Genomic DNA, 21746 nt, shown 5'->3' with positions numbered 1-21746 from the left:
ACGTCAGCATTGCCTGAAGGATATACAATGATCCGCCAAGCGTTACCCACCGACGCAAAGGCCATTGCCCAAGTGCATATCCGTAGTTGGCAAGAGGCGTATCGCGACCTGATGCCTGCCCACTACTTGAACGCGCTGGCCGCCACGCTGGCTCAGCGCGAATCTCATTGGCGTCGCTCAATTGCATCGGGCGAACCCGGTGTATGGATCGCGGAACTGGACCAGCAGATTGTGGGTTGGATAGCAGTCGGCGCCAGCCGTGATGACGATGCCGCTGGGGCAGATGCCGGTGAGGTCATGGCGCTCTATGTTTTAGCCAAGCATTGGCAAACTGGCGTCGGGTCAGCCTTGTGGCGCGCGGGTCTGCAGGACTTGCTGGAGCAAGGATACGAGCGTTTGACGCTTTGGGTTCTGGCCCGTAATGAAAGGGCTATCCGCTTTTACCGCCGGGCAGGGTGTGTCGAGGACACGGGGAGTGAGCGCAATCTTGAAAGAGGCGGCGCCACCTTGGTGGAGGTCAGGTACAGGTTGTCCTTGACCTAAGCCCTCGTCCCAAACAGCCGATCAGCCAGTTCCCGACCGCGCTCCAGCCCGTGCGTCGTCAACCAGACCGATTTGTTCTTGTTTACCGGGTTATCGATAAAACCCTGTTCATGTAATTGGTTCATTATCTGGAAATCGTGCCCCTTCCATGAGTTTCCGTCATCGGTGCTGAAGACTGTCAGCAGGGCCAGTACGGCTTCCTCTATCAGCTTTTCGTCGTATTCCATAGTGGTTACACCCCTCGCGAATCGGGCGCGGCTCGTTTCTCAAGCAACGCTGTTCTCTGGCTTATCGATCGGCATTCGCACACTAAACACCGTGCCATGTTCCGTATCAGAACTCACCTCAATCACCCCACCATGAGAAGCCACGATTTCCGAGGCGATGAACAGGCCCAGGCCCAGGCCTTCGGTGGGGCCGTGGTTGATTGCGGAGCGCTGGGAGAAGCGGCCCATGGGGTTGAAGATGAACGGGAGCACATCCTCGGGGATCGCTTCGCCGCTGTTGTGCACGGTGAAGACCACAAGGCCCTCCTGTATCCCTAGGTCCACGTGGATAGGCCGCGTGGTGTCCCCATGCTGCACCGCGTTGCTGATGATGTTCGAGAACACCTGCTCCATGCGGGCGCCGTCGAATTCCCCGGCAACCGGCGTCTTGGCGTCGAATATCACGATGGCTTCGGGGTGAAAGGTGCGGATTTCTTCTATAACGCGCTGGCACAGCGGGGCCAGGTCTATTTCGGCTGTCTTGACCGGGATGCCCGGCCCCATCTGGCAGCGGGTGAGGTCCAGCAGGTCGCCGACGATCTGGCTGGCCCGGCGCACGCTGGTGAAGATCTGATTGGCAATTTTAGTCGCACGGGCTCCGGCGTCCTGGGCGTGGCGCAGCACGTCGGCGCCCAGCAGGATCGCGCCGAGTGGGGTGCGCAAGTCGTGGCCGAGGATGCCCAGGAACATATTGCGGGACGCCTCCACCGCACGTGAATAGCTGGCGACGGACTCGGCCAGCGCCTGGTCGATGGCTTCGTGGAAGCGCGTCATGTCGTCGACGTTGATCGGGGTGCCGTCTTTGACCTGGCGCATCCACTGGCTGACCACGCTGGTGCGCAGGGCGCGGTACTCCGAGACCATCTGATCGATGGTGAAGCCGGCCATCAGCCGCGTCATGGCGTGGATCTCCGCTGCGGTTTCCTGCTCCTCCTCCGGAGCGTGCCCCTGGGCCTTGGCGATTTGCTCCTGTCGGGTCTGCTTGGTGCGCAGGTCGGTGACGATGGCGCGCAACATCTGCTCGGCATGGTCGCGCAAGCCGACACTGTCGAGTTCCTCGCCCGGCGTGTCGAGGGTTCTGGCGAAGTCTTCCCAGGCCTGCAGGATCGGCTCGAGGTTTTCCAGGATGAAATCGGCCAAGCGCATGTCTGTAGTCCTGATAGAGGCGGGCAGAAGAGCGAGGCTGCGCAGCTGTAGGGAAATTCTCGGCAGTGTAGGAGTTTGTTCGCCGCTTTTAAAGCTCGGGCGGTGATGGGATACCGTGGATCCAATCTTTGCACTGAAAGCCAGCATATGGCTGGGGTTACAGCCCCAATGTCAGCGACCGCAGCCGTTGTTCCACCACGCTGTCAAAATGGCTCGCCAGCTCCTCGCAGCGCTCCGACGTGAGGCCGTCACAGCAGTCTATTCCCAACACAAACCCCTGGGCTTTGGCGCCGCCCTTGACGGCCAGAATCATTGACCCCGCCAGTTCGATTTCGCGCAGGATTCTGTAGGCCTGGCGTTTAATAGGGCCGGGCAAATCGTTGATGACTTCTTTCATGGCCGTCTCCGCAGCTTTGACTACACACACAAGACATTTGAAGCACTAACGGCCTCTTGAAAGCATCGACCGAAGGATGGTTCAGGAGTTTCGCTGCGCGCGGACGAAAGGCGATGAGTTACGGTGCTGCGGCTGGCGGATGGTCACGGCGCAGCGTCGCGCATCCGGCGGCGGTTGCGCGCAGCATGGGTTGGTTGCCGTTCAACCCCGCAGTACCAGCGACATGTCCGGGTACTGCGCGCAGATGAAGTCGACAAAAGCGCGCACCTTGGGCGCGGCCAGGCGCCGGGAGGTGTGCAACACCCAAAGCTCTGGCTCGATCTCGGACACCGTGCCCCACTGGACCAGTTCGCCCCGGGCCAGTGGCGCCCACGCGATGGATTGCGGAATCAGCGCTGCGCCGCCACCGGCGATCGCTGCATCGCGCACCATCAGTAACGAAGAGAACTGCAGCCTGGGGAGCGGTTCCAGCACCAGCTGCCCGCCATCCAGCCGCCAATGGGTGGGCATGAGCCCTGACGTTACGATGCTCGCCACCTGCCGGATTGCACCCGGCTGCGGCTTGGGTATGGCGGGCGCGGCTACCACCACCAGGCGGTCCTTGGCGAAGCATCGACCGACCAGATTGCTATCCGGGCTGGGGTTGATGCGAATGGCGACGTCGAATTGCTCGTCCACCAGGTCCACCAGGCGGTCTTCGGCCACCACGTCGATGACCACGTCCGGGTAGGCGGCGCAGAAGCGTGCGCCAATCCCGCCCATGGCCAGCTGGGAGAACAGAATCGGGGCGGCCACGCGCAAGCGACCGCGGGGAGTCGATAGGCCTTCGCGTGCGGCGGTCAGCGCTTCGGTCACCTCGCCCAGCGGGCCCTCGGTGCGCGACATCAGCAGCTCGCCTGCCTCGGTGAGCTTGAGCCCACGGGCACTGCGTTCGATCAGCCGTACGCCCAGTTGCTCTTCAAGGTCGGCGATTCGGCGCGACAGCGTGGCCTTGGACACACCGCTGGCGCGGCTGGCCCTGCCCAGGCTCTCGTTGGTGGCGACGAGGATGAAATCGATCAGGGCGTTGAGGTTCATGGTGTTCCATTTTTGAAACGAGGTGTCTAGATTCTGTGGCCTTCGTTTTCGTTATGCAACGAATTACTGTGGGTTCCAACCCAAACCCATTGATCCCACGCAGGAGTTTTATTCATGAGCATTCTAGTAGTCGGCGCCACTGGCACCCTCGGTTCACTCGTCACCCAAGGCCTCGCCCAGCGCGGCGCAGCGGTCAAGGCCCTGGTGCGCCAGGCGGGTAAACGGGACTTTCCGGCAGGCGTCACCGAAGTGGTCGGCGACCTTACCGATGTAGCGTCCATGCGCGCCGCTCTGGCGTCGGTACGTACCCTGTTTTTGCTGAATGCGGTGACGCCCGATGAGGTCACCCAAGCGATCATCGCTCTGAACCTCGCCCGGGAGGCGGGCATCGAGCGGGTGGTTTACTTGTCGGTGATCCATGCCGACACGTTCACCCAGGTGCCGCACTTCACCGGCAAGCACACCGTTGAACGCATGATCGAAAGCTTCGATATTCCCGCGACCGTTCTGCGCCCGGCGTACTTCATGCAAAACGACCTGATGGTGCAGCAGACGATCCAGGACTACGCGGTGTACCCGATGCCCATCGGCTCGGCCGGTGTGTCGATGATCGACACGCGGGACATTGCCGACATCGCCGTGGCCGAGCTGTTGCGACGCGACCAGGCCGCCACTGCGCTGCAGCGCGTGACGCTGGAGCTGGTAGGGCCGCAGGCGTTGACGGGAGCCGGCGTGGCCAAACTCTGGAGCTCGGCCCTGGGCCGCGAAATCGCCTATGGTGGCGATGACGTTGCCGCGTTTGAAACCCAACTGGCGGCGTACGGTCCTGCCTGGCTGGCCTACGACATGCGCCTGATGATGGAAGGCATCCAGGCGTTCGGCATGCAGGCAGCGCCAGGCAGCGTGGAGCGACTGGAAGCGATCATCGGCCGGCCGTTGCGCACTTACCAGGATTTTGTAAGCGAGTCAGTGCCAAAGACTGCCTCATGAATTGCACCAATCTCCTGTAGGAGCTGTCGAGCTTTAGCGAGGCTGCGAAAGCGTTGGGTCAGGCAACGAAGATGTTGACTGTACCGCCGCCATCGCAGCCTCGCTGGGGCTCGACAGCTCCCACATTTGAGCGGTGTTGTTATTGAGAACTGCGCCTGCTGAGATGGCTCTGCAAACCGAGACACACCCAACGCCACCCATCCCCTGTGGGAGCTGTCGAGCCCCAGCGAGGCTGCGAAAGCGGTAGTTCAGGCGACGAATATGTCGACCCTGTCACCGCCTCGCCAGCGCCCTCAGTCCCCACCACCCCACGTCACGGATGAAACCTGCGCCCCAGCGCATCCAGGCGCACGGCGATGGGGGGCAGGCGTTCGCTGCTGCGGGCGAGGGTTTCGACGTCGTTGGCGGTGTTTTGCGCGATGTGTTGCACCGACTGCAGGCGCTCTACGATTTCCAGGTTCGCCGAGGTCTGCTCGCGGGTGGTGGTGACGATGCGGCCATTGAGTTGGTCGATGTGTGCGATGTCTTCGCCCACGGCGCGCAGCATGTCGACGGCCACTTGGCTGTCTGCCACGCAGCGCTCCACGCCCTGGCGGCTGTCGTGCATGGCTTCGACGGCTTGGCGGCTGCCTTGCTGCAGGCCTTCGATAATGGTCCGGATTTCCTGGGTGGAGAGGGCGGTACGTTGGGCCAGGCTGCGCACTTCGTCGGCGACCACGGCAAAGCCACGGCCTTGCTCGCCGGCGCGGGCGGCTTCGATGGCGGCATTGAGGGCAAGCAGGTTGGTCTGGTTGGCGATGCTGCTGATCACCTCCAGCACCGAGCCGATTTGCTCCGCCTGTACAGCCAGCGATTGTACGGTGGATTCGGTGCCATTAATGCGTGACGCCAGTTGCGTAATCTCATGCTGGGCGCGGCCCACGCTTTGCTGACCGCGCTCGATCTGCTGGCTGGCCTGGCCGGCGTGCTCCACCGCCTGTTCGACGTGCACGGTAATGTGGCCCATGGCGTCTTCCATGCGCTGCATCGAGCCGGTCATTTCATTGATCTGCGCCAGTTGATGCCGTGCGCCTTGTTCCAGGGTGCCGCTGGCTGTGGCCAGTTCCTGGCCGAGTTGCCCCAGGCCGTGGGAGTCGCGGGCGACACCGTCGATCAGGTGGGTGAGCTGCTGCAGGAAGTGGTCGAAGCGCTTGGCGAGGGACACCCGCACCTTGGCTTCACCCTGGGCGGTGTCTTGCGTGAATTGCGAGGTGACGACGAGCATTTTTTCGAGCATTTCCTGGCTTTCGACCGCCTCGGCCTGGCTATGCACGGCGAGGTAGAGCAGGGCGACCGTTTCCATCACCACGTAGAACGCGTGGACGAAAATCATCGTCCAGCCGCCGTGATGGGCCATCACAAATACCGGCACGCCTTGATGCTGCAAGGCATGGAAGACCAGGTGATGCACGGCGATGGTCAGCGCCGCCACCAGGATCGGCAACCAGTCGCGGTAGAAGGTCAACACCGCCAGCAGCGCGAAAATACCAAAGTGCGATTCGATTACACCCTCGGCCTGGTTGATGTGCAAGGCGGCCATCACCATCAGGCCGGCGCCCAGCAGGCAGCGCATCACGCGGGTGCCGCCCATGGCGCGGTACAGCGCAGTCAGCACCACGCCGCTGCCGCCACCGACGATGACCGCTTGGGTAAAGGTGTCATGCCAGAACGCCAGCCCGAGGGAGAACAGGAACATCAGCCAGATCAACGCCAGCATGATGCGGTCGGCCTTGCGGTAGTGCTCCAGAAAGCGCGTAGGCATTCACGTTTACTCCATGTGGTTTGGCCAGGAACCAAGCATGCGGCGTGCCACGCGGGCCGCGGGTAGTACAAAGGAGGTGGCGATTTGCCGGCATCGATCCGGCAAACGGTTATCGGCAGATTGCAAGAGGACTTTAAGCAATGGCTGCCCGAGCGGGCAGCCGCGGTGGCGGTCAGAAGCTGTACTTGGCCGTCAACATCATGTTGCGTGGGGCGCCGTAGGAATCACCGCCATAGGTGACGGCTTCGGAGATGGACTGGTAGTAGTGACGATCAAAGATATTGTTGGCGTTGAGCTGCAGGTCCAGGTGCTGGTTGACCCGGTAGCCGGCCATCAGGTCGGTGACGGCGTAGCCGCCTTGCTTGAGCCGATAGGTGCTGCCGTCCGCCAGTTGGATGTCGTTGTACATGCGGCTCTGCCAGGACACATTGCCGCCCACGCGAAGTTTTTCCAGCGGGCCCTGGAAGTTGTAGCGGGTGGTCACCTTGAACAGGTGTTCCGGGGTGTCGGTGTCGAACTGCTTGTTGACCTTCTGCGGGTTGGCGTCGTCCTTGATGGTGTGGGTGCGCGCGTAGGTGTAGCCACCGCCCACCTGCCAATTCTCGGTCAGCGCACCCTGCAGTTCGAAGTCGATACCCTGGCTGCGAATCTCGCCAGAAGCCTGGTAGCAGGAGGCTTGTGGGCAATCCGGCACGACGATCTGCACCGCACGGTTTTCCTGGTCGACCCGGAACAGCGCCACACTGGCATTCAGCGCGCCGCCCAGGTATTCGCCCTTGATGCCGACTTCATAATTCTTGCCGACGATGGGCTTGAGCGGGGTGGCGGAGGTGTTTTTCTCACTTTGCGGGGTGAAGATGTCGCTGTAGCTGGCGTACACCGAGTGCTGGTCGTCCAGGTCGTAGATCAGCCCCGCATAGCGGGTGAGGTTGCGGGTGACCTTGTAGTCGCCGTCGCCATCGCGGTTGTCGTAGTCGTACCAGTCCAGGCGCCCGCCCAGGATCAGCTTGAGCGGGTCGGCCAGGCTCAGGCGGGTGGTGACGTAGACGCCGTCCTGGGTGGTGACGTCGCGCTGGTTATTGGTGCGGGTGAAGTTCGGTTTGCCGGCCGTGATCGGCCAGTTCAGATCGTAAGGGCTGTAGTCGTGGGTGGTGGTGTCCTCGATGCGCTTGCTGGCGCCTACGACCAGTTCATGGGTGCGCCCGAACGCCTGGAAAGGCCCACTGAAAAAGGCGTCGACCCCGGCCTGGTTCTGATCGAAGGCGGCCTGGTATACGGTGCGTGCCAGGGTATTGTTGGTCCAGCGCGACTTGTAGGAACCGGAGAACAGCGCGTCTTGCTCGGCGTAGTTGGCATTGACCTGCAGGCTCCAGTCATTGGCCAACTGCTGGCGCAGTTCGACAAAGACGGTGTTGACCTCCTGGTCCTTGTTCTCCCAGTCGGTACCGGGATTGTAAGAGCGCGACAGGTCGAGGTGACGGCCGTCCAGGCCGATCATCGACGAGCCCCAGAAGTAGTTGGTCTTGTCTTTCTGGTTGGAGTAGCCGAGGGTCAACGTGGTGTCTTCGCCCAGGTCGGCTTCGGTCACGGCATAGAACAGGCCGTGATCCTGCTCGACCTTGTCGATGAAGCTGTTGGCGTCGCGGTAAGAGGTCACTACGCGGCCACGCCAGGTGCCGCTGTCATTGAGGGGGCTGGAGGCGTCAAGCTCGCCACGGTAGTCGTCCCAACTGCCGGCGGCGCCGGTCAAGGTGACTTTCTGCTCGGCCAGGGGCCGCTTGCGGATCAGGTTGATGGCCGCCGAGGGGTTACCGGCGCCGGTGACCAGGCCGGTGGCACCGCGCACCACCTCGACCCGATCGAACATCGCCAGGTTCGGCTGCGAACCGACATTAACGCCGTTATAGCCACTGGGAATGCCGTCGTACATCAGATTGTCGACGTTGAAACCGCGCGCGGTGTAGCCCTGGCGACCGGGGCCGTTGGAATAATTGAGGAACAATCCCGGCGTGGCGTTCACCACGTCGTTGATGCTGGTCATCGCCTGGTCATCCATGCGCTGACGCGTAATCACGGTGACGGCCTGCGGGGTTTCGCGCAGGGTCAGTGGCAGTTTGGTTGCGGTTTTCATCGAGCCGGTGGTGTACGACTCGCTGCCTTCGGTGGTTTCGCCCAACTGCTGGCCGGACACCTCGGTGGCGCCAAGCTCAATGGTGCTCGGTGGCGCATCGGCCTCGGCGGCGAGGACCGCGTGGGAAGTGCTCAGGCAGATAGCCATTGCGATCAGACTCGGTGAAAACCCTTTGCCGCCATGGTGTGGCACAGACATGAATGTAGCTCTCCCGGAAGGCCATCCGTGGCGAATAATAAAACTGTTGATAATTATTCGCATCAGTGTGGCAGATTGAGCCTGTGGGAAAAAGCCTACGGGATTAATCAGTTAACGAATTTTTCACACGCCGCGTACCAGCGTTTTGCCACCTTTGCCTAGGTGAATACGATTTCGTAGGGGTCGCGCATGCGTTCGAGCAAGACCTGGGCGAGTATCGGCGCCAAGCCGATGGCGGGGTCGCCCGTGAGCTGGCTGGCATAGGCGTGCACGGCATGCAGCTTGTGGGCGATGCCCCAGGTATCCAGGCGCAACTTGCGCGCACGCTGCCAGGGGATCACCGCGCCTTCCCGTGCGGGCCAGTGCCAGGCCCAGATCGGCAGTTCGTAAAGTTGCGCACCCACCTGCTCGCACGCGTTGGCGCTGGCCCGGCCGACGGCTTCGTGATCGTCATTGCCGTCATGGCGCCAGGTGGTAAACACCACATCACCCGGCTGCAGGTAGCGGGCGATAAACTGGCTGATCTGTTGCTCATCGGCGGCCAGGGCGTTATCGCGAAACCCGCCACGAATCCATTTCAGGCTGTGCAGTGGCATACCCAGGCGGCGCAGGGCCTCGGCGCTTTCCTGGGGGCGGACCACACTCAACCGGCTGGCCGACCAGACCTTGGAGCCAGGATGGCTGGCGCTGCCATCGGTGATGGAAATCAATTTCAACGGGTGGGCGCGGGTGCTGAGCAATTGCAACAAGCCGCCGCAAGCGAGCACTTCATCGCCCGGGTGGGGGGCGATCACCACCACTCGCGCGCCTGGCGCAACCAGGCTGGACACGCTGATAACGGGGATTTGCGCCAACTGGGGCGCGCTGTTCCAGATTTGCGCGGAGCCGCGGCGGCCCTCGCTTAGGGAAGCAGGTTTCATGGGGTGTCACGTCCTTGTCGGTTGTTGCTTTAGTCTTCACCTCAGCCTCCGATCCTGGAGACTTGTGCGAAGCGTTATAAGCATAGACAAGGAAAAATGGCGCCATGGCGTTTTTTCAAGAAACCTGCATCAGGCTCTTCAGGTAGTCAGCGAAGCCGCCCTGGGCGCGGCAATCCAGGCGTGCGCTGGTGATCACTTGCGGGGTATGGCTCCAGGCGATGGAGGCACCGCAGCGTTCCAGATTGCGCACCAATTGCACATCCTCATGGCACGTCAACGGTTCAAATCCACCCGCTTGCAAATAGGCGCTGGCGCTTACCCCCAGGTTGGCCCCGTGGATATGCCGATGCCCGTCGTGGGCTTCATACGCCTGGTGATAGCGAATCTGCGCCGCCGCGTCGAAGCCTTCGCTCCAGGCGTCCACGGTCACGGTGCCGCACACGGCGTCGCAGCCCAGCGCCAGTTGCGCCACCAGCCAGTCCGCAGCAACGCGACTGTCAGCGTCGGTACAGGCAATCCAACGCGCGCCCAGGTCCAACAGGTGCTGCGCACCCGCGCCGCGGGCATGCCCGACATTACGCGCCTGCACGGCCAGGCAGTGCACGCCTCGCGCACCGGCAATCGCTGCACTGCCATCGCTGCAGCTGTCGAGCACCACCAGGATCTGTACCGCTTCGCCGTGCAGTTGCGGATGGCTGGCGGCGACCATTGCCGCGTCAAGGCATTCGCCCAATAACGCCTCTTCGTTATGCACCGGAATCAGGATGCCGATCATCGCAGGCCCTCGAGGCTTGCGACCGAGGCGCCATCGCGGCCCCACAGGTCGAGCAGGAAATCATCCTCATGGTGACGCGCTACAACGTGCAGGCCCAGTCGCTGCTGGAGCAGGGCATGCACCTGTTCGGCGGTTTGCGGGCAACCTTCAATCGGCGGTCGCCAGTGGCAGGCCAGCAGTTGGCCGTTATCCGCCAGGGCATCGAGGCAGTGGTCAATCAGGCGCTCAAGATCAGCGACGTCCAGGTAATAACACAGCTCACTCAATACAATCAGCTCGAATTGCCCCGAGGGCCATTGTTCGGGCAACCGGCGTTGCTCTACCTGAACGTTGGAAAACCCCGCCAGCCGCTTCTTGGCCAGCGCCACCGCAGCGCTCGCCGTATCGCAGCACAGCAAGCGATCACCGCGCGCCGCCAATTCGGCGCTCAGCTCGCCATTGGCACAGCCGGGTTCGAAAATCGAGGTGTAGCGGGCGCGGGTCAGGACTGCCAGGGTCAACGCGCGTTTGCGCTGTTCATACCAACGTTGACGAAACGCCCAGGGATCGTCGTTGCCGGTGAACATCTGGTCGAAATACGGGGTTGTCACACTCAAACGAACACCACTTCAAAAGGTTGCAGCAAACGCTCCACCACATAGGGCGCCAGCACCGGGGGCAGGCCGACCTGGGGGTCGCCCTCCAACTGGCTGGCAAAGGCGTGGATAGCATGGCGTTTGCGCGCGACTTTTTCCGGTGTCAGCGGGATCTTGCGCGCGCGCTCCCAAGGCACCATGCCGTCTTCGGCAGTCGCCCAGTGCCAGGTCCATACCGGCAGTTCATACAGCTGTGCACCCACGGCGCGGGCCGCTTCGGCGCTGGCGCGGCCGACGGCTTCATGGTCGCAGTGGCCGTCTTCGCGCCACGTCGCGAACACCACGTCGTTGGGCTTGAGGTAGCGCTGGATGAACGCGGTCAGCTCGGCTTCGCGCTCGGCGACCTTGCTGTCGGTAAAGCCGGCGCGCAGCCATTTCAAACTGTGCAGCGGCAAGCCCAGGCGGTGCAGGGCCTGGGCTGATTCCTGGGGGCGCACCACGCTCAGGCGTTGCACTGGCCAGCGTTTGGAGCCTGGGTGGCTGGCGCTGCCGTCGGTGACCGAAATCAGTTGAATGGGACGGCCCAGTGCGGCAAGCCCTTGCAGCAAACCGCCGCAGCCGAGCACTTCATCGTCCGGGTGCGGGGCGATGATCACCGCACGGCACCCCTCGGGCACCAGTTGCTCGACGCTGACATGCGGCAGTTCAGCCAGGCGCGCCGATGTCTGCCAGTAATGCAGCGACGTACCCTGGCCGACTATCGGGTTGGGTTTCATAACTGCCACCTCCCTGACGGTTGGTCGGCGACCTGTTCGCCCAGGGCCGCCAGGTCGCGTTCGGCATGGCTCTGGCGCACAAACACCGGCAAATCCGCCATCAATTGGGCGAAGTGCGGATCCTTGCAATAAGGCCCCGCACCGACCGCCCGCCCGACATGATGGATCACGTGCTCCACGGTTTCCTCGACGCACGCACGCACCTGTTGGGCCAGTAGTCGGGCATCGGCGGTCGGCGCCCGGTCTACCTGCTCGGCACTGGCGCGTAGCACGCAGGCCGCACTGTTCAACGTACTGTCCACCGCACCGAGGTGCGCCATGGCGTGCGGCTCCGGGCGCGTGCTGCACTGTTCGCGCAGCACTTCAGCCAGGCGCTGCGCCGCGCCGTACCAGCACGCGGCGATGCCGATTGCGCCTTGCCAGAAGCCCGGGCGGGCCAGGTAATCACCCGGCCCACCCACCGCCAGCCCGCGCGCCTGATCGAACACTATCTCCACACTGCCGGTGGCAGCCATGCCCACGGCATCCCAGCCTTCATCCGTCACCCGGACCCCTGGCTGATCCATCGCCACGGCGACCAGTTGCTGGCGGTCTTCCTCGTCCCACGCGGTCAACAATCCGTGTGACACCACCGACGCACCGGAGCACCAGGCTTTACGCCCGTCGACAATCAGGCGCTGGCCGTCACGCCGCACCCGCACCTTGGCGCTCGGCGGCTCGGCGGCCCACGTTCCCCAGGTGCTGCCCAGCGGCGGCAATGGGCTCTCGAGTTCAGCGATGATCGCCAGCGCATCGGTGTGGCCTTCAAACAGCTTGCACAAGCGCAGGTCGTGGCCGGCGACTTGTGCCAGGCCGCTGAAGCGCTCCAGCGTCTGGCCGCTGCCGGGCAACGGCAGCTGGTCCAGGCCTTCTTCCTGAAGGTCCTTCAAGGCATCACCCAGGGCCTGCGTGTTCGCATAGCCCCGGTAGCCCGAAAGGAATCCGTGCAACGCCATTTCACACCTCTTCGTCGTGCTGAAGCTCGAACAGCAGCAGGGAGCGGCCGGTTGCCGCGTACTCGTCTTCGAAGTCAAAGCGCTCCTGGCCACGTACCGCTGGGTCATTGGTGTCGAGCAGGCAATTCCAGGACTCGCCCTGGGGCACCGGTGGCAGGCGGAAATTGACCATGTCGTGATGGGCATTGACCACCAGCAACAGCGTGGCGTCGGCACCGGCACGCCGAATCCCGGTCTCCTGGGCGCGGCCATCCATCAGCATGCCCAGGCAACGACCGTGGCTGTCTTCCCACTGCTCAGTGGTCATCTCGTTGCCATCCGGCGCGAGCCAGGTGACGTCCTTCACGCCGATGTCTTCGTTGTAGTCACCCACCAGGAAGCGTCCACGGCGCAGGATCGGGTACGCCAGGCGCAACTTGATCAGGCGCTTGACGAACTTGAGCAGCGCCTTGCCGTCATCGTCCAGGTCCCAGTTGACCCAGCCGATCTCGCTGTCCTGGCAGTAGGCGTTGTTGTTGCCGTGCTGGGTGCGGGCGAATTCATCGCCGGCCACAATCATCGGCGTGCCCTGGGCCAGCAGCAGGGTGGCGAAGAAGTTGCGCATCTGGCGCAGGCGCAGCGCGTTGATTTCCGGATCGTCGGTGGGGCCTTCGACGCCATGGTTCCACGACAGGTTGTTATTGCTGCCGTCCTGGTTGTTCTCGTCGTTGGCTTCGTTGTGCTTGTCGTTGTACGACACCAGGTCGTGCAGGGTGAAGCCGTCGTGGGCGGTGATGAAGTTCACCGAGCTGTAAGGCCGGCGCCCACGATGGTTGAACATCTCGCCCGAGGCCGTCATGCGCCCGGCGAAGTCCGCCAACTGCCCGTCATCGCCTTTCCAGAAGGCGCGCACGGTGTCGCGGAAACGGTCGTTCCATTCCGCCCAGCCCGGTGGGAAATTGCCCACCTGGTAGCCGCCTGGCCCGCAATCCCAAGGTTCGGCGATCAATTTGAGCTGGCGCAGGATAGGGTCCTGGCGGCAGGCCACAAGGAAGCTGTGACGTTCGTCAAAGCCGTCGCGGTAGCGTCCGAGAATGGTTGCCAGGTCGAAGCGGAAGCCGTCGACGTGCATCTCGGTGGCCCAGTAGCGCAGGGAGTCGGTGACCATCTGCAGCACGCACGGGTGACTCAGGTCGAGGGTGTTACCGGTGCCGGAATCGTTGATATAGAAACGTTTTTCATCGGGCATCAACCGGTAGTACGAGGCGTTGTCGATACCGCGCATCGACAGGGTAGGGCCGCGCTCATTGCCTTCGGCGGTGTGGTTGTAGACCACGTCGAGGATCACTTCGAGCTTCTGCTCGTGCAGGTGCGCGACCATCTCCTTGAACTCGGCGATCTTGCCGCTGGCCAGGTAGCGCGGGTCGGGCGCGAAAAACGCGATGCTGTTGTAGCCCCAGTAGTTGGTCATGCCTTTTTCCAGCAAATGCTGGTCGTTGACGAAGGCGTGTACCGGCAGCAGCTCGACCGAGGAAATGCCCAACTGACGGATGTGCTTGAGCACGTCATCCTCCATCAGCCCGGCGCAGGTACCGCGCACCGACTCGCCGACTGAAGGGTGGCGCATGCTGATGCCGCGCAGGTGGGTTTCGTAGATGATCGTACGGTCCCATGGCACGCGTACCGGCTGGTCATTGCCCCAGGTGTGCGCCGGGTCGATGACCTTGCATTTGGGCACGAAGGGGGCGCTGTCGCGTTCGTCGAAGCTGAGGTCGTCGTCGGGGTGGCCGATGGTGTAGCCGAACAGCGCTTCGGACCATTTGAGTTCGCCCACCAGCTGCTTGGCATAGGGGTCGATCAGCAGTTTGTTGTGGTTGAAACGATGGCCGTTTTCCGGGTCATAGGGGCCATACACACGGTAGCCGTAGATCAGCCCTGGGTGGGCGTCGGGCAGGTAGCCGTGGAAAATTTCATCGGTGTATTCGGGCAGTTCGATGCGCTCCAGTTCCACTTCACCCGCATCGTCGAACAGGCACAGCTCGACCTTGGTGGCGTTGGCGGAAAACAGCGCGAAGTTGACGCCCAGGCCGTCCCAGGTGGCGCCAAGGGGGAAGGGCAAACCTTCACGAATCCGCGACGGCTCGTGGTCCGGCGTGGCTGAGGCTTTTTCGGGTTTGCTCATGGTGTTGCTCCTGCAAAGGTTCTTTTTTTCGGGCCGAACGCGGCCGTACTGACAATTATTCAGCGTATGACTTTAATAATAGATAAAGGCCCCCTGACGGCAATGCCGTCAGGGGGCGCGGCGATCAATGAGCGGCTGGTTTGGGTTTCTTCGGCGCGGCTGGCTTCTTCGGCGCCGGCTTGGCGGCAGCCGCAGGCGCAGCAGGTTTGGGCTTGGCCGCGGCCTTGGGCGCGGTCTTGGGTTTGGCGGCAGGCTTGGGCTTGCTTGGCGTCAGCGCTTCGGCCTCGGCCAGTTTGCGCGCCATCTCCCAGTGCCGTGCATCTTCACCGTGGGGCTTGCCTTCGGATTCCCAGATCTGATGCGCCAGTTCGCGGATGCGTTTGTCTTCATTACTCATCACACACTCCTCAGAGAAAATGTTCAGCTTTCTTGGATATCGGCATTGATAAAGACATTGACCGGGAAATCCCCCAGGGCAGTGCTGACCAACAGCTCCTTGTCTGGTGTGACTGCGCTTGTTTGAAAAAGTCCCTTCCAGTTTTGCGTCGGGGCGGCGAACGGTAATTTCACCCGCGTATCGCCCCAAACCTGCGCAGGAATCAGCGGTTGCAGCACATTTTCGAGCAAACGTCGGGACCAGCGCGGTACCACCACCAGCAGGCGTTTACCTTGGTGTTCGCGGCAGAAGGCGACCACGTGTTCGGCCCGTTCGCCAACCACCTCCAAGGCCGTGTAAGTGCCGTCTATGAACAACCCGAGGTGAGCCTTGCGCAAGGCCAGCACCTGCGCGATCAGCGCCTGTTTGACCCGCCCGTCGCGCCAGTGGGACAACAGCTCGACGGGGTTCGCCGGGGTATCCAATGCGCGTTGCCGCGCAGTGAAGTCCACCGGCCGGCGGTTGTCCGGGTCCACCAGGCTGAAGTCCCAGAACTCATCGCCCTGGTACACGTCCGGCACACCCGGCACACTCAGATGAAGCAAAGTCTGCGCCAGCCCATTCAGGGCGCCAGCGGGTGCGATGGCCTGGGCCGCGCTGGCAATGGCGCTGCGCAGTGGGCCGCCGGCTTCACTGAGCAATACACCTTGCAGAAAGGTTTCAACGCCGTGCTCGTAGGCCTCGTTCGGCGCGCTCCAGCTACTTTGCAGCTTGGCTTCGCGCAAGGCTTTCTGTTGCCACTGCCACAGCCGTTGCTGATAGGCCTCAAGGTCGGGGTTGGGCTCCAGAGGCCAGCTGCCGAGCAGCACTTGATAGAGGATCAGTTCGTCGCCCGCCGAAGGGCTATCGGGTGTGTCGCGCAGCGGTGCGGCCAGGCTGCGCCAGTGTTCGACCTGCTCGGCATACCAGGGGGCGCACTCGCTCAGCACCGCCAGGCGTGCGCGGGTGTCCTCACCGCGTTTATGGTCGTGGGTGGCGGTGGCCAGCAAATTGTGCGGGAAGTGCTCGAGTCGCTGCTGGTTGACCGCGTGAAAGTCCGCCAGCGGTGCACTGAACTGCTCGGTGCTGAAGCCCACATCGTTGCGCGACAACAACACCGCCGAACGGTAGAACGCGGTGTCTTCCACCGCCTTGGCGGCAGCGGGCGAGGTCAGTTGCTGGAAGCGCACGCAGGCATGCTTGAGCATCTTGCGTGCGCGGCCCAACGGGCGATTGCGCCACGGTTGCCCACCCAGCCATTTTTCCAGGTGATCGAGCACCGGCCAGTCGCCTTCGCTCAACGTGGTACGCGCTCCTTCCATGGCTTGCTGGAACACCTTGTCGTCCGCCGCGCTGCGCCCGCGGGCACTGATATAAGTGCGGTACACCGGGAAGTGCACGATCAGTTCCTGCAATGCCCGGCGAATTGCGCCCAGGGTCAGGTCACGGGTCATCACATCGTCGCGAGCCACTTGCAACAGCGCCTGGGCCACGCTTTCGAAGTCGCCGCCCAGGGAGCCGTTGAGGATTTGCTGGCGTGCCAGCCGGGCTTCGTCCATGAACGCCGACGGCCGTTCGCTGTGGCGTGACCACAATTCGGCCAGTGGGGCGAAACCGTCCGGATGGTGCTGCAGCAGCGACAGTTGGTTCATGAACTCATAGCCGGTGGTGCCGTCCACTTGCCAGTCGTCGCGCAGGGTTTCGCCTTCGCCAAGGATCTTTTCCACGAAGATTGGCAGATGCCGTTGCGGCGACAGCGCATCCACCCGGCGGCGCAGCTTGCGGCAGTAACCGCGCGGGTCGGCCAGGCCGTCGATATGATCGATGCGCAGGCCGTCGATCAAGCCGGCGCTGATCAGCTCGAACGTCTTGGCGTGGGTGGCCTCGAACACCGCCGTACGTTCCACGCGCAGACCGCCCAGCTCATTCACATCGAAGAAGCGGCGCCAGTTGATGTCGTCCGCCGCCGTGCGCCAACTCGCCAGGCGGTAAGTTTGTTGCTCCAGCAGCTCATGCAGGCGCTCGAAGCCCTCCGGCGTGCGCCCGTCGAAGCTGGCGAGGCGCCGTTCGATAGCGGGCAGCAGGCCCCCGGCCTGTTCGGCCAATGCCTGTTTGAGCCGGGCGGCTTCGGCGTAGGCGTCGTCCTGATAGGCGAGCATGGCGAAGCGATCAGCCAAGGGCTTGAGCGCCTCGTCGCCGCCCAGGATCAACGCGTAATCCCGTGGGCAGATCGGGAAGCGATGCTCATAGTGCTCGACGTAAAACCCACCTTGCGCCGCGTCGAACTTCAGGATCAGGTTGCCGCTCTGCAACGCCTCGCCGTAGTCGCTGCCGAGGAACGGCATCAAAAGTTGGCCCTTGAGCAGCGGGTCGGGTGAGTGCCACTGGATATCGAAGAATTCGCTGTAGGGGCTCAAACGGCCCCATTCCAGCAGGTCCAGCCACCAGGGGTTATCGGCGCCGCCCACGGCCATATGGTTGGAGACGATATCGAGGATCAGGCCCATGTCGTGTGCGCGCAGCTCGGCAACCAGGCGCCGCAACGCCGCCTCGCCGCCCAGTTCCGGGTTGACGCGGGTAGGGTCGACCACGTCATAGCCATGCATTGACCCAGCGCGGGCCTTGAGCAGGGGCGAGGCGTACAGGTGGCTGATGCCCATCTGGGCGAAATACGGCACCAGTGGCACCGCATCATCGAGGGTAAAACCTTTATGAAATTGCAGGCGCTGGGTGGCGCGCAGGGGCAGTGCTTTCATCGGTCACGCTCATAGGCTTGGTTGCGCGCAACCGCCAGCAGCTCGAGGCGGCGCGCGGCGCCGGCATTGTCGAGCAGGCTGGACGCTTCACCGGGCAGGCGGCGGCGCCAATTGGGATGGGTGTCGGTGGTGCCGGGCAGGTTGGGTTGTTCCTCCATGCCCAGGGCATCCTCCAGCGGCAGCAATACCAGCGGCGCACGGGTGTGGCCGAGGTAGCGCACGCTGGCGTCGATCATGTGGTCGGTGTCGTTGCGGATTTCATCGACGAAGTTTTGCGGGTCCTGGCTCAGGGCCTGGCGCAGCGCCTGGCGTTCGCGCAGGCGGTGCTCGCTCCATTGATCCACGGTGGGCGCATCGATCAGGCCCAACTCGATGTTCCATTCGATGTCGCGGCTGTGCCACCAGCCGTTGAGGGTCGGCAAGTCGTGGGTGCTGGTGGTGGCGAGGGCGTTGTCCGGCCAGTCGAGAATGGGCCGGAACTGGCCGTTGTGGTCTTGTTCGAACAGCAGCACGCGCATGCCGAGAATCGCCCGGCTGCTGAGTTTTTCCCGCAGGCCGTCGGGCACGGTGCCCAAGTCTTCACCGAGCACAATGGCCTGATGGCGATGGGATTCGAGCGCCAACAGGCGCAGCATGTCGTCCACCGGGAAATACAGATAGGCGCCGTCGCGCGGTGATGCGCCATTCGGGATGACCCACAGGCGTTGCAGGCCCATCACATGGTCGATGCGCAGGCCGCCGGCGTGGGCGAAGTTGGCCCGCAGCATTTCGATGAAGGCGCGGAAACCGTTGCGCTTGAGCCCTTCGGGGGAGAAGGCTGAGATACCCCAACCCTGGCCGGCACGGTTGAGGATGTCCGGCGGCGCGCCGACGGTCAGGTCGGCCAGCAGTTCATCCTGGCGGCTCCAGGCCTGGCTGCCACCGCCGTCTGCGCCCACCGCCAGGTCGGCAATCAGGCCGATGCCCATGCCACTGCCCCGCGCCGCCTGTTGCGCACGTTGCAGGCTGCGGGCGATCAGCCATTGGGTGAAGGCGAAATAGCCGATCTCATCACGGTGCTCCTCGGCGAACTGCGCCAACGCCGGGCTCTGCGGTGTACGCCAGGCTTCGGGCCACTGACGCCAGTCGAGGTCTTCGCCGGCGGCGGCGCGCAAGGCTTGCACGGCTTCGAAACGGCAGTGGTTTTCCAGGGCTTCTCCGCCGGCCTGGCGAAAGCTCTGGAAGTCTGCATGTTGGGGATGGTGACCATGGCGGAAGTCGTCATACAGCGCGCGCAGCAGGCGTTGCTTGGCCTTGGCGGCGGTGGGCCAGTCGATCAGGATGAGTTGTTCCAAGTCGTGCAATTCATCGGTCAGGCCCGCGGCCTCAATGGCATTGCGCACTTCACGTTCGCCCAGGATGCAACCCGGCGAGGCATACAGGCTGTTGAGAAACAGCCGGCTGGAAGGCGAGTAGGGGCTGTAGCGCTCGGTGTCGGCGCTGAACATGGCGTGCATCGGGCTGATCGCCAGGGCATCGGCGCCGCGCTCGGCGGCTGAGCGGGCCAAATGTTCCAGCGCCAGGGTGTCGCCAAAGCCGCCGTCGCCGAGGCGGCGCAGTGAGTAGAGTTGGGCGCTGAGGCCCCAGGCGCGGGCGGGGTTGCTGTCGACCGCTTCAGCCACGCTGTGGCAACGGGCGGGAGCGACGGCGACGGTGAAGGTTTGACCGTCGATATGCGCCTGGTGATAGCCGAGGGCGATAATGCCCGGCAGCACGGCATTGCCGTCAAGGCGTAACTCCAGGGTTTCGCCGTTTTCCAGCTGCACGCGGCATGGCGTGTCTGCCGCGAAGTAGTGGGCCAGGTCGAGGCCTTCACCACTGTCGACCGTCAGCAGCGGGGGCAGATGTTTATCCTGCTCGGCCTGCTCCAGTTCGCGCAGGCTGGCGTCGATCTGGTCTTCGGTGTCGGCCGGGTGTCCCAGCCCCTTGAGCACGGCGCGCAGCGCGTCGGGCTGCACATGTTGCGGGCGGCCGTTGGCATCGATCCAATCGACGGCCAGGCCCGCGCGGCTGGCGAGTAGTTCCAGGTTCGCTTCGCTCAAGACGGTTCTCCGGCAGGGAATAAAGATACGCGCGCACTGAAGGGCGGCAAGTGCGCCACGACCTCGGCAGGCGTTTGAAAGATCACGTGGGGCGATGCGGGCTGGTCGACGGGCTCGGCGCCGAGGTTCAGGTCGATTTGCAACACGCGGCCATTGCCCAGGCGCCAGCGCGCAGTGACGGCAGCGTCGCCCAGCACTTGTGCGCCCAGGGCCACGCTGCCGGGCAGGTGCGGCACCACATGCTGGTGGCGCAGGCTCAGCAAGTGGCGATAGAGCTGGGTGTGCTCGTTTTCGACGAAGGAGGGCTTCGACTGCTCGAGTGTCGTCACCGCATTCGGATCGGGAATGCGTTCACGTTGCTCGGGATCGTGAAACGCGGCGAAATCGGCGAACTCGTTGCGTCGGCCTTCACGTACGGCCTCGGCCAGCTCACCGTGATGGTCAGTGAAGAACAGGAACGGCTCTGCGGCGTTGACTTCATCACCCATGAACATCAGCGGAATCATCGGCGACAGCAGCAACAGGGCAGTCGCCGCCTTCAGCGCCTCGGGCGGGCACAGCTGGTGCAGGCGTTCGCCCAGGGCGCGGTTGCCGATCTGGTCGTGGTTCTGCAGGAACGCCACGAAGGCGGTCGGAGGCAGCTCGGCGCTGGGTTCACCGCGTGCATGGCCGTGGCGGGTGGTGTGGCCCTGGTAGATAAAACCTTCAGCCAGGCAGCGGGCCAGCCTGTCGGTGGGCTGCTCGGCAAAGTCGCTGTAATAGGCATCGGTTTCGCCGGTGAGCAGCACGTGCAGTACGTTATGGAAGTCGTCGTTCCATTGCGCGTCGAAATCATGCTTGAGCAGGCTGGCCTGGTTCAGCTCGTTTTCCAGCACCAGCCACACGTGGCGGCCGGTATCGACCTGCTGGCGCACCCGTTGCGCCAGTTCCTGCAGAAAACCGGGATTGTCGATGGCGTGTACCGCATCCAGGCGCAGGCCGTCGAAGCGGTATTCGAGCAGCCACATGAGGGCGTTATCGAGGAAGAAATCCCGCACTTCACGGCGTTCGAAATCAATGCCTGCGCCCCACGGCGTGTGCACGTCTTCCTGAAAGAAGCCTTTGGCATACTGGCCCAGGTAATTGCCGTCGGGGCCGAAGTGGTTGTAGACCACATCGAGGACCACCGCCAGGCCGTGGCCATGGGCGCAGTCGATCAGGTGCTTGAGCTGTTCGGGGGAGCCGTAGACAGAGTGCGGTGCGTAGGGCAGTACCCCGTCGTAACCCCAGTTGCGTTCACCGGGGAACTGCGCCAGGGGCATCAGTTCGATGGCGGTCACGCCCAGCTCGGCCAGGCGCGGCAGGTGTTTCTCGACTTCGGCGTAACCGCCCATCGCGCCGACGTGCAATTCGTAGATCACCGCTTCGTGCCACGGGCGGCCTTGCCATTGGCTGTGCCGCCACTCGTACGCGAGCGGGTCGACGACCCGGCTCCAACCATGGACGTCCTGGGCCTGGGCCCTGGACGCGGGGTCGGGAACATCCCGTTCCCCGTCGATATTGAAGCGGTAAAGCGTTCCGGCAGGGCAGGCTATTTCGACTTCGAACCAGCCGTCTGCCTGGGGCAGCATGGCGATGGATTTGCCATCCTGCAATTCAACGCTGACATAAAACGCGTCTGGCGCCCACAAGGCGAAACGCGTGTGTTGCGCGTCCAGCATCAGTGCACCGTGGGGCCAGGTTTCCAGAGTCCGTAACGGCATC

The 21746-nt window shown here is 63.3% G+C and carries 18 protein-coding genes; 2 read left to right on the top strand and 16 right to left on the bottom strand.

From position 1 onward, the window contains the following. Positions 1-27 precede the first annotated feature (27 nt). Positions 28-543 carry a GNAT family N-acetyltransferase gene (locus C4J94_RS14805; RefSeq protein WP_124386856.1) on the top strand — a complete coding sequence of 172 codons (516 nt, stop codon included), beginning with the start codon at positions 28-30 and terminating at the stop codon, positions 541-543. On the opposite strand, the gene C4J94_RS14800 is transcribed toward C4J94_RS14805, so the two are convergent. The 4 genes from C4J94_RS14800 to C4J94_RS14785 all read right to left on the bottom strand — a co-directional run bounded on the left by C4J94_RS14800 (position 540) and on the right by C4J94_RS14785 (position 3429). Further along, complete coding sequence (locus tag C4J94_RS14800; protein WP_124386855.1) at positions 540-770, bottom strand: DUF6429 family protein; 231 nt, start codon at positions 768-770, stop codon at positions 540-542. The genes C4J94_RS14805 and C4J94_RS14800 overlap by 4 nt on opposite strands. Before the next feature lie 39 nt (positions 771-809). Continuing rightward, the gene (locus C4J94_RS14795; protein ID WP_124386854.1) at positions 810-1955 is read right to left on the bottom strand and encodes a sensor histidine kinase; all 1146 of its coding nucleotides are present in this window, start codon (positions 1953-1955) and stop codon (positions 810-812) included. Positions 1956-2112: 157 nt separating this feature from the next. Further along, positions 2113-2352: a hypothetical protein gene (locus C4J94_RS14790; protein ID WP_124386853.1), complete on the bottom strand. Its 240-nt coding sequence runs from the start codon at positions 2350-2352 to the stop codon at positions 2113-2115. Between the two features lie 201 nt (positions 2353-2553). Next, a complete protein-coding gene (locus C4J94_RS14785) occupies positions 2554-3429 on the bottom strand; it encodes a LysR family transcriptional regulator (protein ID WP_124386852.1) in 876 nt (291 codons plus the stop codon). A 114-nt stretch (positions 3430-3543) separates the two neighbouring features. Between C4J94_RS14785 and C4J94_RS14780 the strand changes: the two genes are divergently transcribed. After that, complete coding sequence (locus C4J94_RS14780; protein WP_124386851.1) at positions 3544-4419, top strand: NmrA/HSCARG family protein; 876 nt, start codon at positions 3544-3546, stop codon at positions 4417-4419. 313 nt (positions 4420-4732) lie between these two features. On the opposite strand, the gene C4J94_RS14775 is transcribed toward C4J94_RS14780, so the two are convergent. The 12 genes from C4J94_RS14775 to treZ all read right to left on the bottom strand — a co-directional run bounded on the left by C4J94_RS14775 (position 4733) and on the right by treZ (position 21745). Next, the gene (locus C4J94_RS14775; protein WP_124386850.1) at positions 4733-6220 is read right to left on the bottom strand and encodes a methyl-accepting chemotaxis protein; all 1488 of its coding nucleotides are present in this window, start codon (positions 6218-6220) and stop codon (positions 4733-4735) included. Positions 6221-6392: 172 nt separating this feature from the next. Next, positions 6393-8549 (bottom strand): TonB-dependent siderophore receptor, encoded by a 2157-nt coding sequence (locus C4J94_RS14770; protein ID WP_124386849.1) that lies wholly within the window; start codon positions 8547-8549, stop codon positions 6393-6395. A gap of 158 nt (positions 8550-8707) precedes the next feature. After that, positions 8708-9469: a PIG-L deacetylase family protein gene (locus tag C4J94_RS14765; RefSeq protein ID WP_124386848.1), complete on the bottom strand. Its 762-nt coding sequence runs from the start codon at positions 9467-9469 to the stop codon at positions 8708-8710. A 115-nt stretch (positions 9470-9584) separates the two neighbouring features. Further along, positions 9585-10244 (bottom strand): glycosyltransferase family 2 protein, encoded by a 660-nt coding sequence (locus C4J94_RS14760; RefSeq protein ID WP_124386847.1) that lies wholly within the window; start codon positions 10242-10244, stop codon positions 9585-9587. Further along, positions 10241-10840: an SAM-dependent methyltransferase gene (locus tag C4J94_RS14755; RefSeq protein ID WP_124386846.1), complete on the bottom strand. Its 600-nt coding sequence runs from the start codon at positions 10838-10840 to the stop codon at positions 10241-10243. The genes C4J94_RS14760 and C4J94_RS14755 overlap by 4 nt, the downstream gene beginning before the upstream one ends. Next, positions 10837-11595 (bottom strand): PIG-L deacetylase family protein, encoded by a 759-nt coding sequence (locus C4J94_RS14750; RefSeq protein WP_124386845.1) that lies wholly within the window; start codon positions 11593-11595, stop codon positions 10837-10839. The genes C4J94_RS14755 and C4J94_RS14750 overlap by 4 nt, the downstream gene beginning before the upstream one ends. Beyond that, positions 11592-12590: an acyl-CoA dehydrogenase family protein gene (locus C4J94_RS14745; protein ID WP_124386844.1), complete on the bottom strand. Its 999-nt coding sequence runs from the start codon at positions 12588-12590 to the stop codon at positions 11592-11594. The genes C4J94_RS14750 and C4J94_RS14745 overlap by 4 nt, the downstream gene beginning before the upstream one ends. Position 12591: 1 nt before the next feature. Then, on the bottom strand, positions 12592-14751 hold the full coding sequence (glgX, locus tag C4J94_RS14740) for a glycogen debranching protein GlgX (protein WP_124386843.1): 2160 nt from the start codon (positions 14749-14751) through the stop codon (positions 12592-12594). Between the two features lie 124 nt (positions 14752-14875). Continuing rightward, on the bottom strand, positions 14876-15148 hold the full coding sequence (locus C4J94_RS14735) for a DUF2934 domain-containing protein (RefSeq protein ID WP_124386842.1): 273 nt from the start codon (positions 15146-15148) through the stop codon (positions 14876-14878). 23 nt (positions 15149-15171) lie between these two features. Then, positions 15172-17922 carry a malto-oligosyltrehalose synthase gene (locus C4J94_RS14730; protein ID WP_124386841.1) on the bottom strand — a complete coding sequence of 917 codons (2751 nt, stop codon included), beginning with the start codon at positions 17920-17922 and terminating at the stop codon, positions 15172-15174. Beyond that, a complete protein-coding gene (gene malQ / locus C4J94_RS14725; protein WP_124386840.1) occupies positions 17919-20003 on the bottom strand; it encodes a 4-alpha-glucanotransferase in 2085 nt (694 codons plus the stop codon). The genes C4J94_RS14730 and malQ overlap by 4 nt, the downstream gene beginning before the upstream one ends. Beyond that, complete coding sequence (gene treZ, locus C4J94_RS14720) at positions 20000-21745, bottom strand: malto-oligosyltrehalose trehalohydrolase (protein WP_124386839.1); 1746 nt, start codon at positions 21743-21745, stop codon at positions 20000-20002. Before treZ ends, malQ begins: the two co-directional genes overlap by 4 nt. Position 21746 lies beyond the last annotated feature (1 nt).

It is taken from the genome of Pseudomonas sp. R5-89-07, assembly GCF_003851685.1.
In the GTDB taxonomy this organism is placed as follows: domain Bacteria; phylum Pseudomonadota; class Gammaproteobacteria; order Pseudomonadales; family Pseudomonadaceae; genus Aquipseudomonas.
Note: the sequence above shows the minus strand (reverse complement) of the source record. Positions and strands in the feature narration are given on the sequence as shown.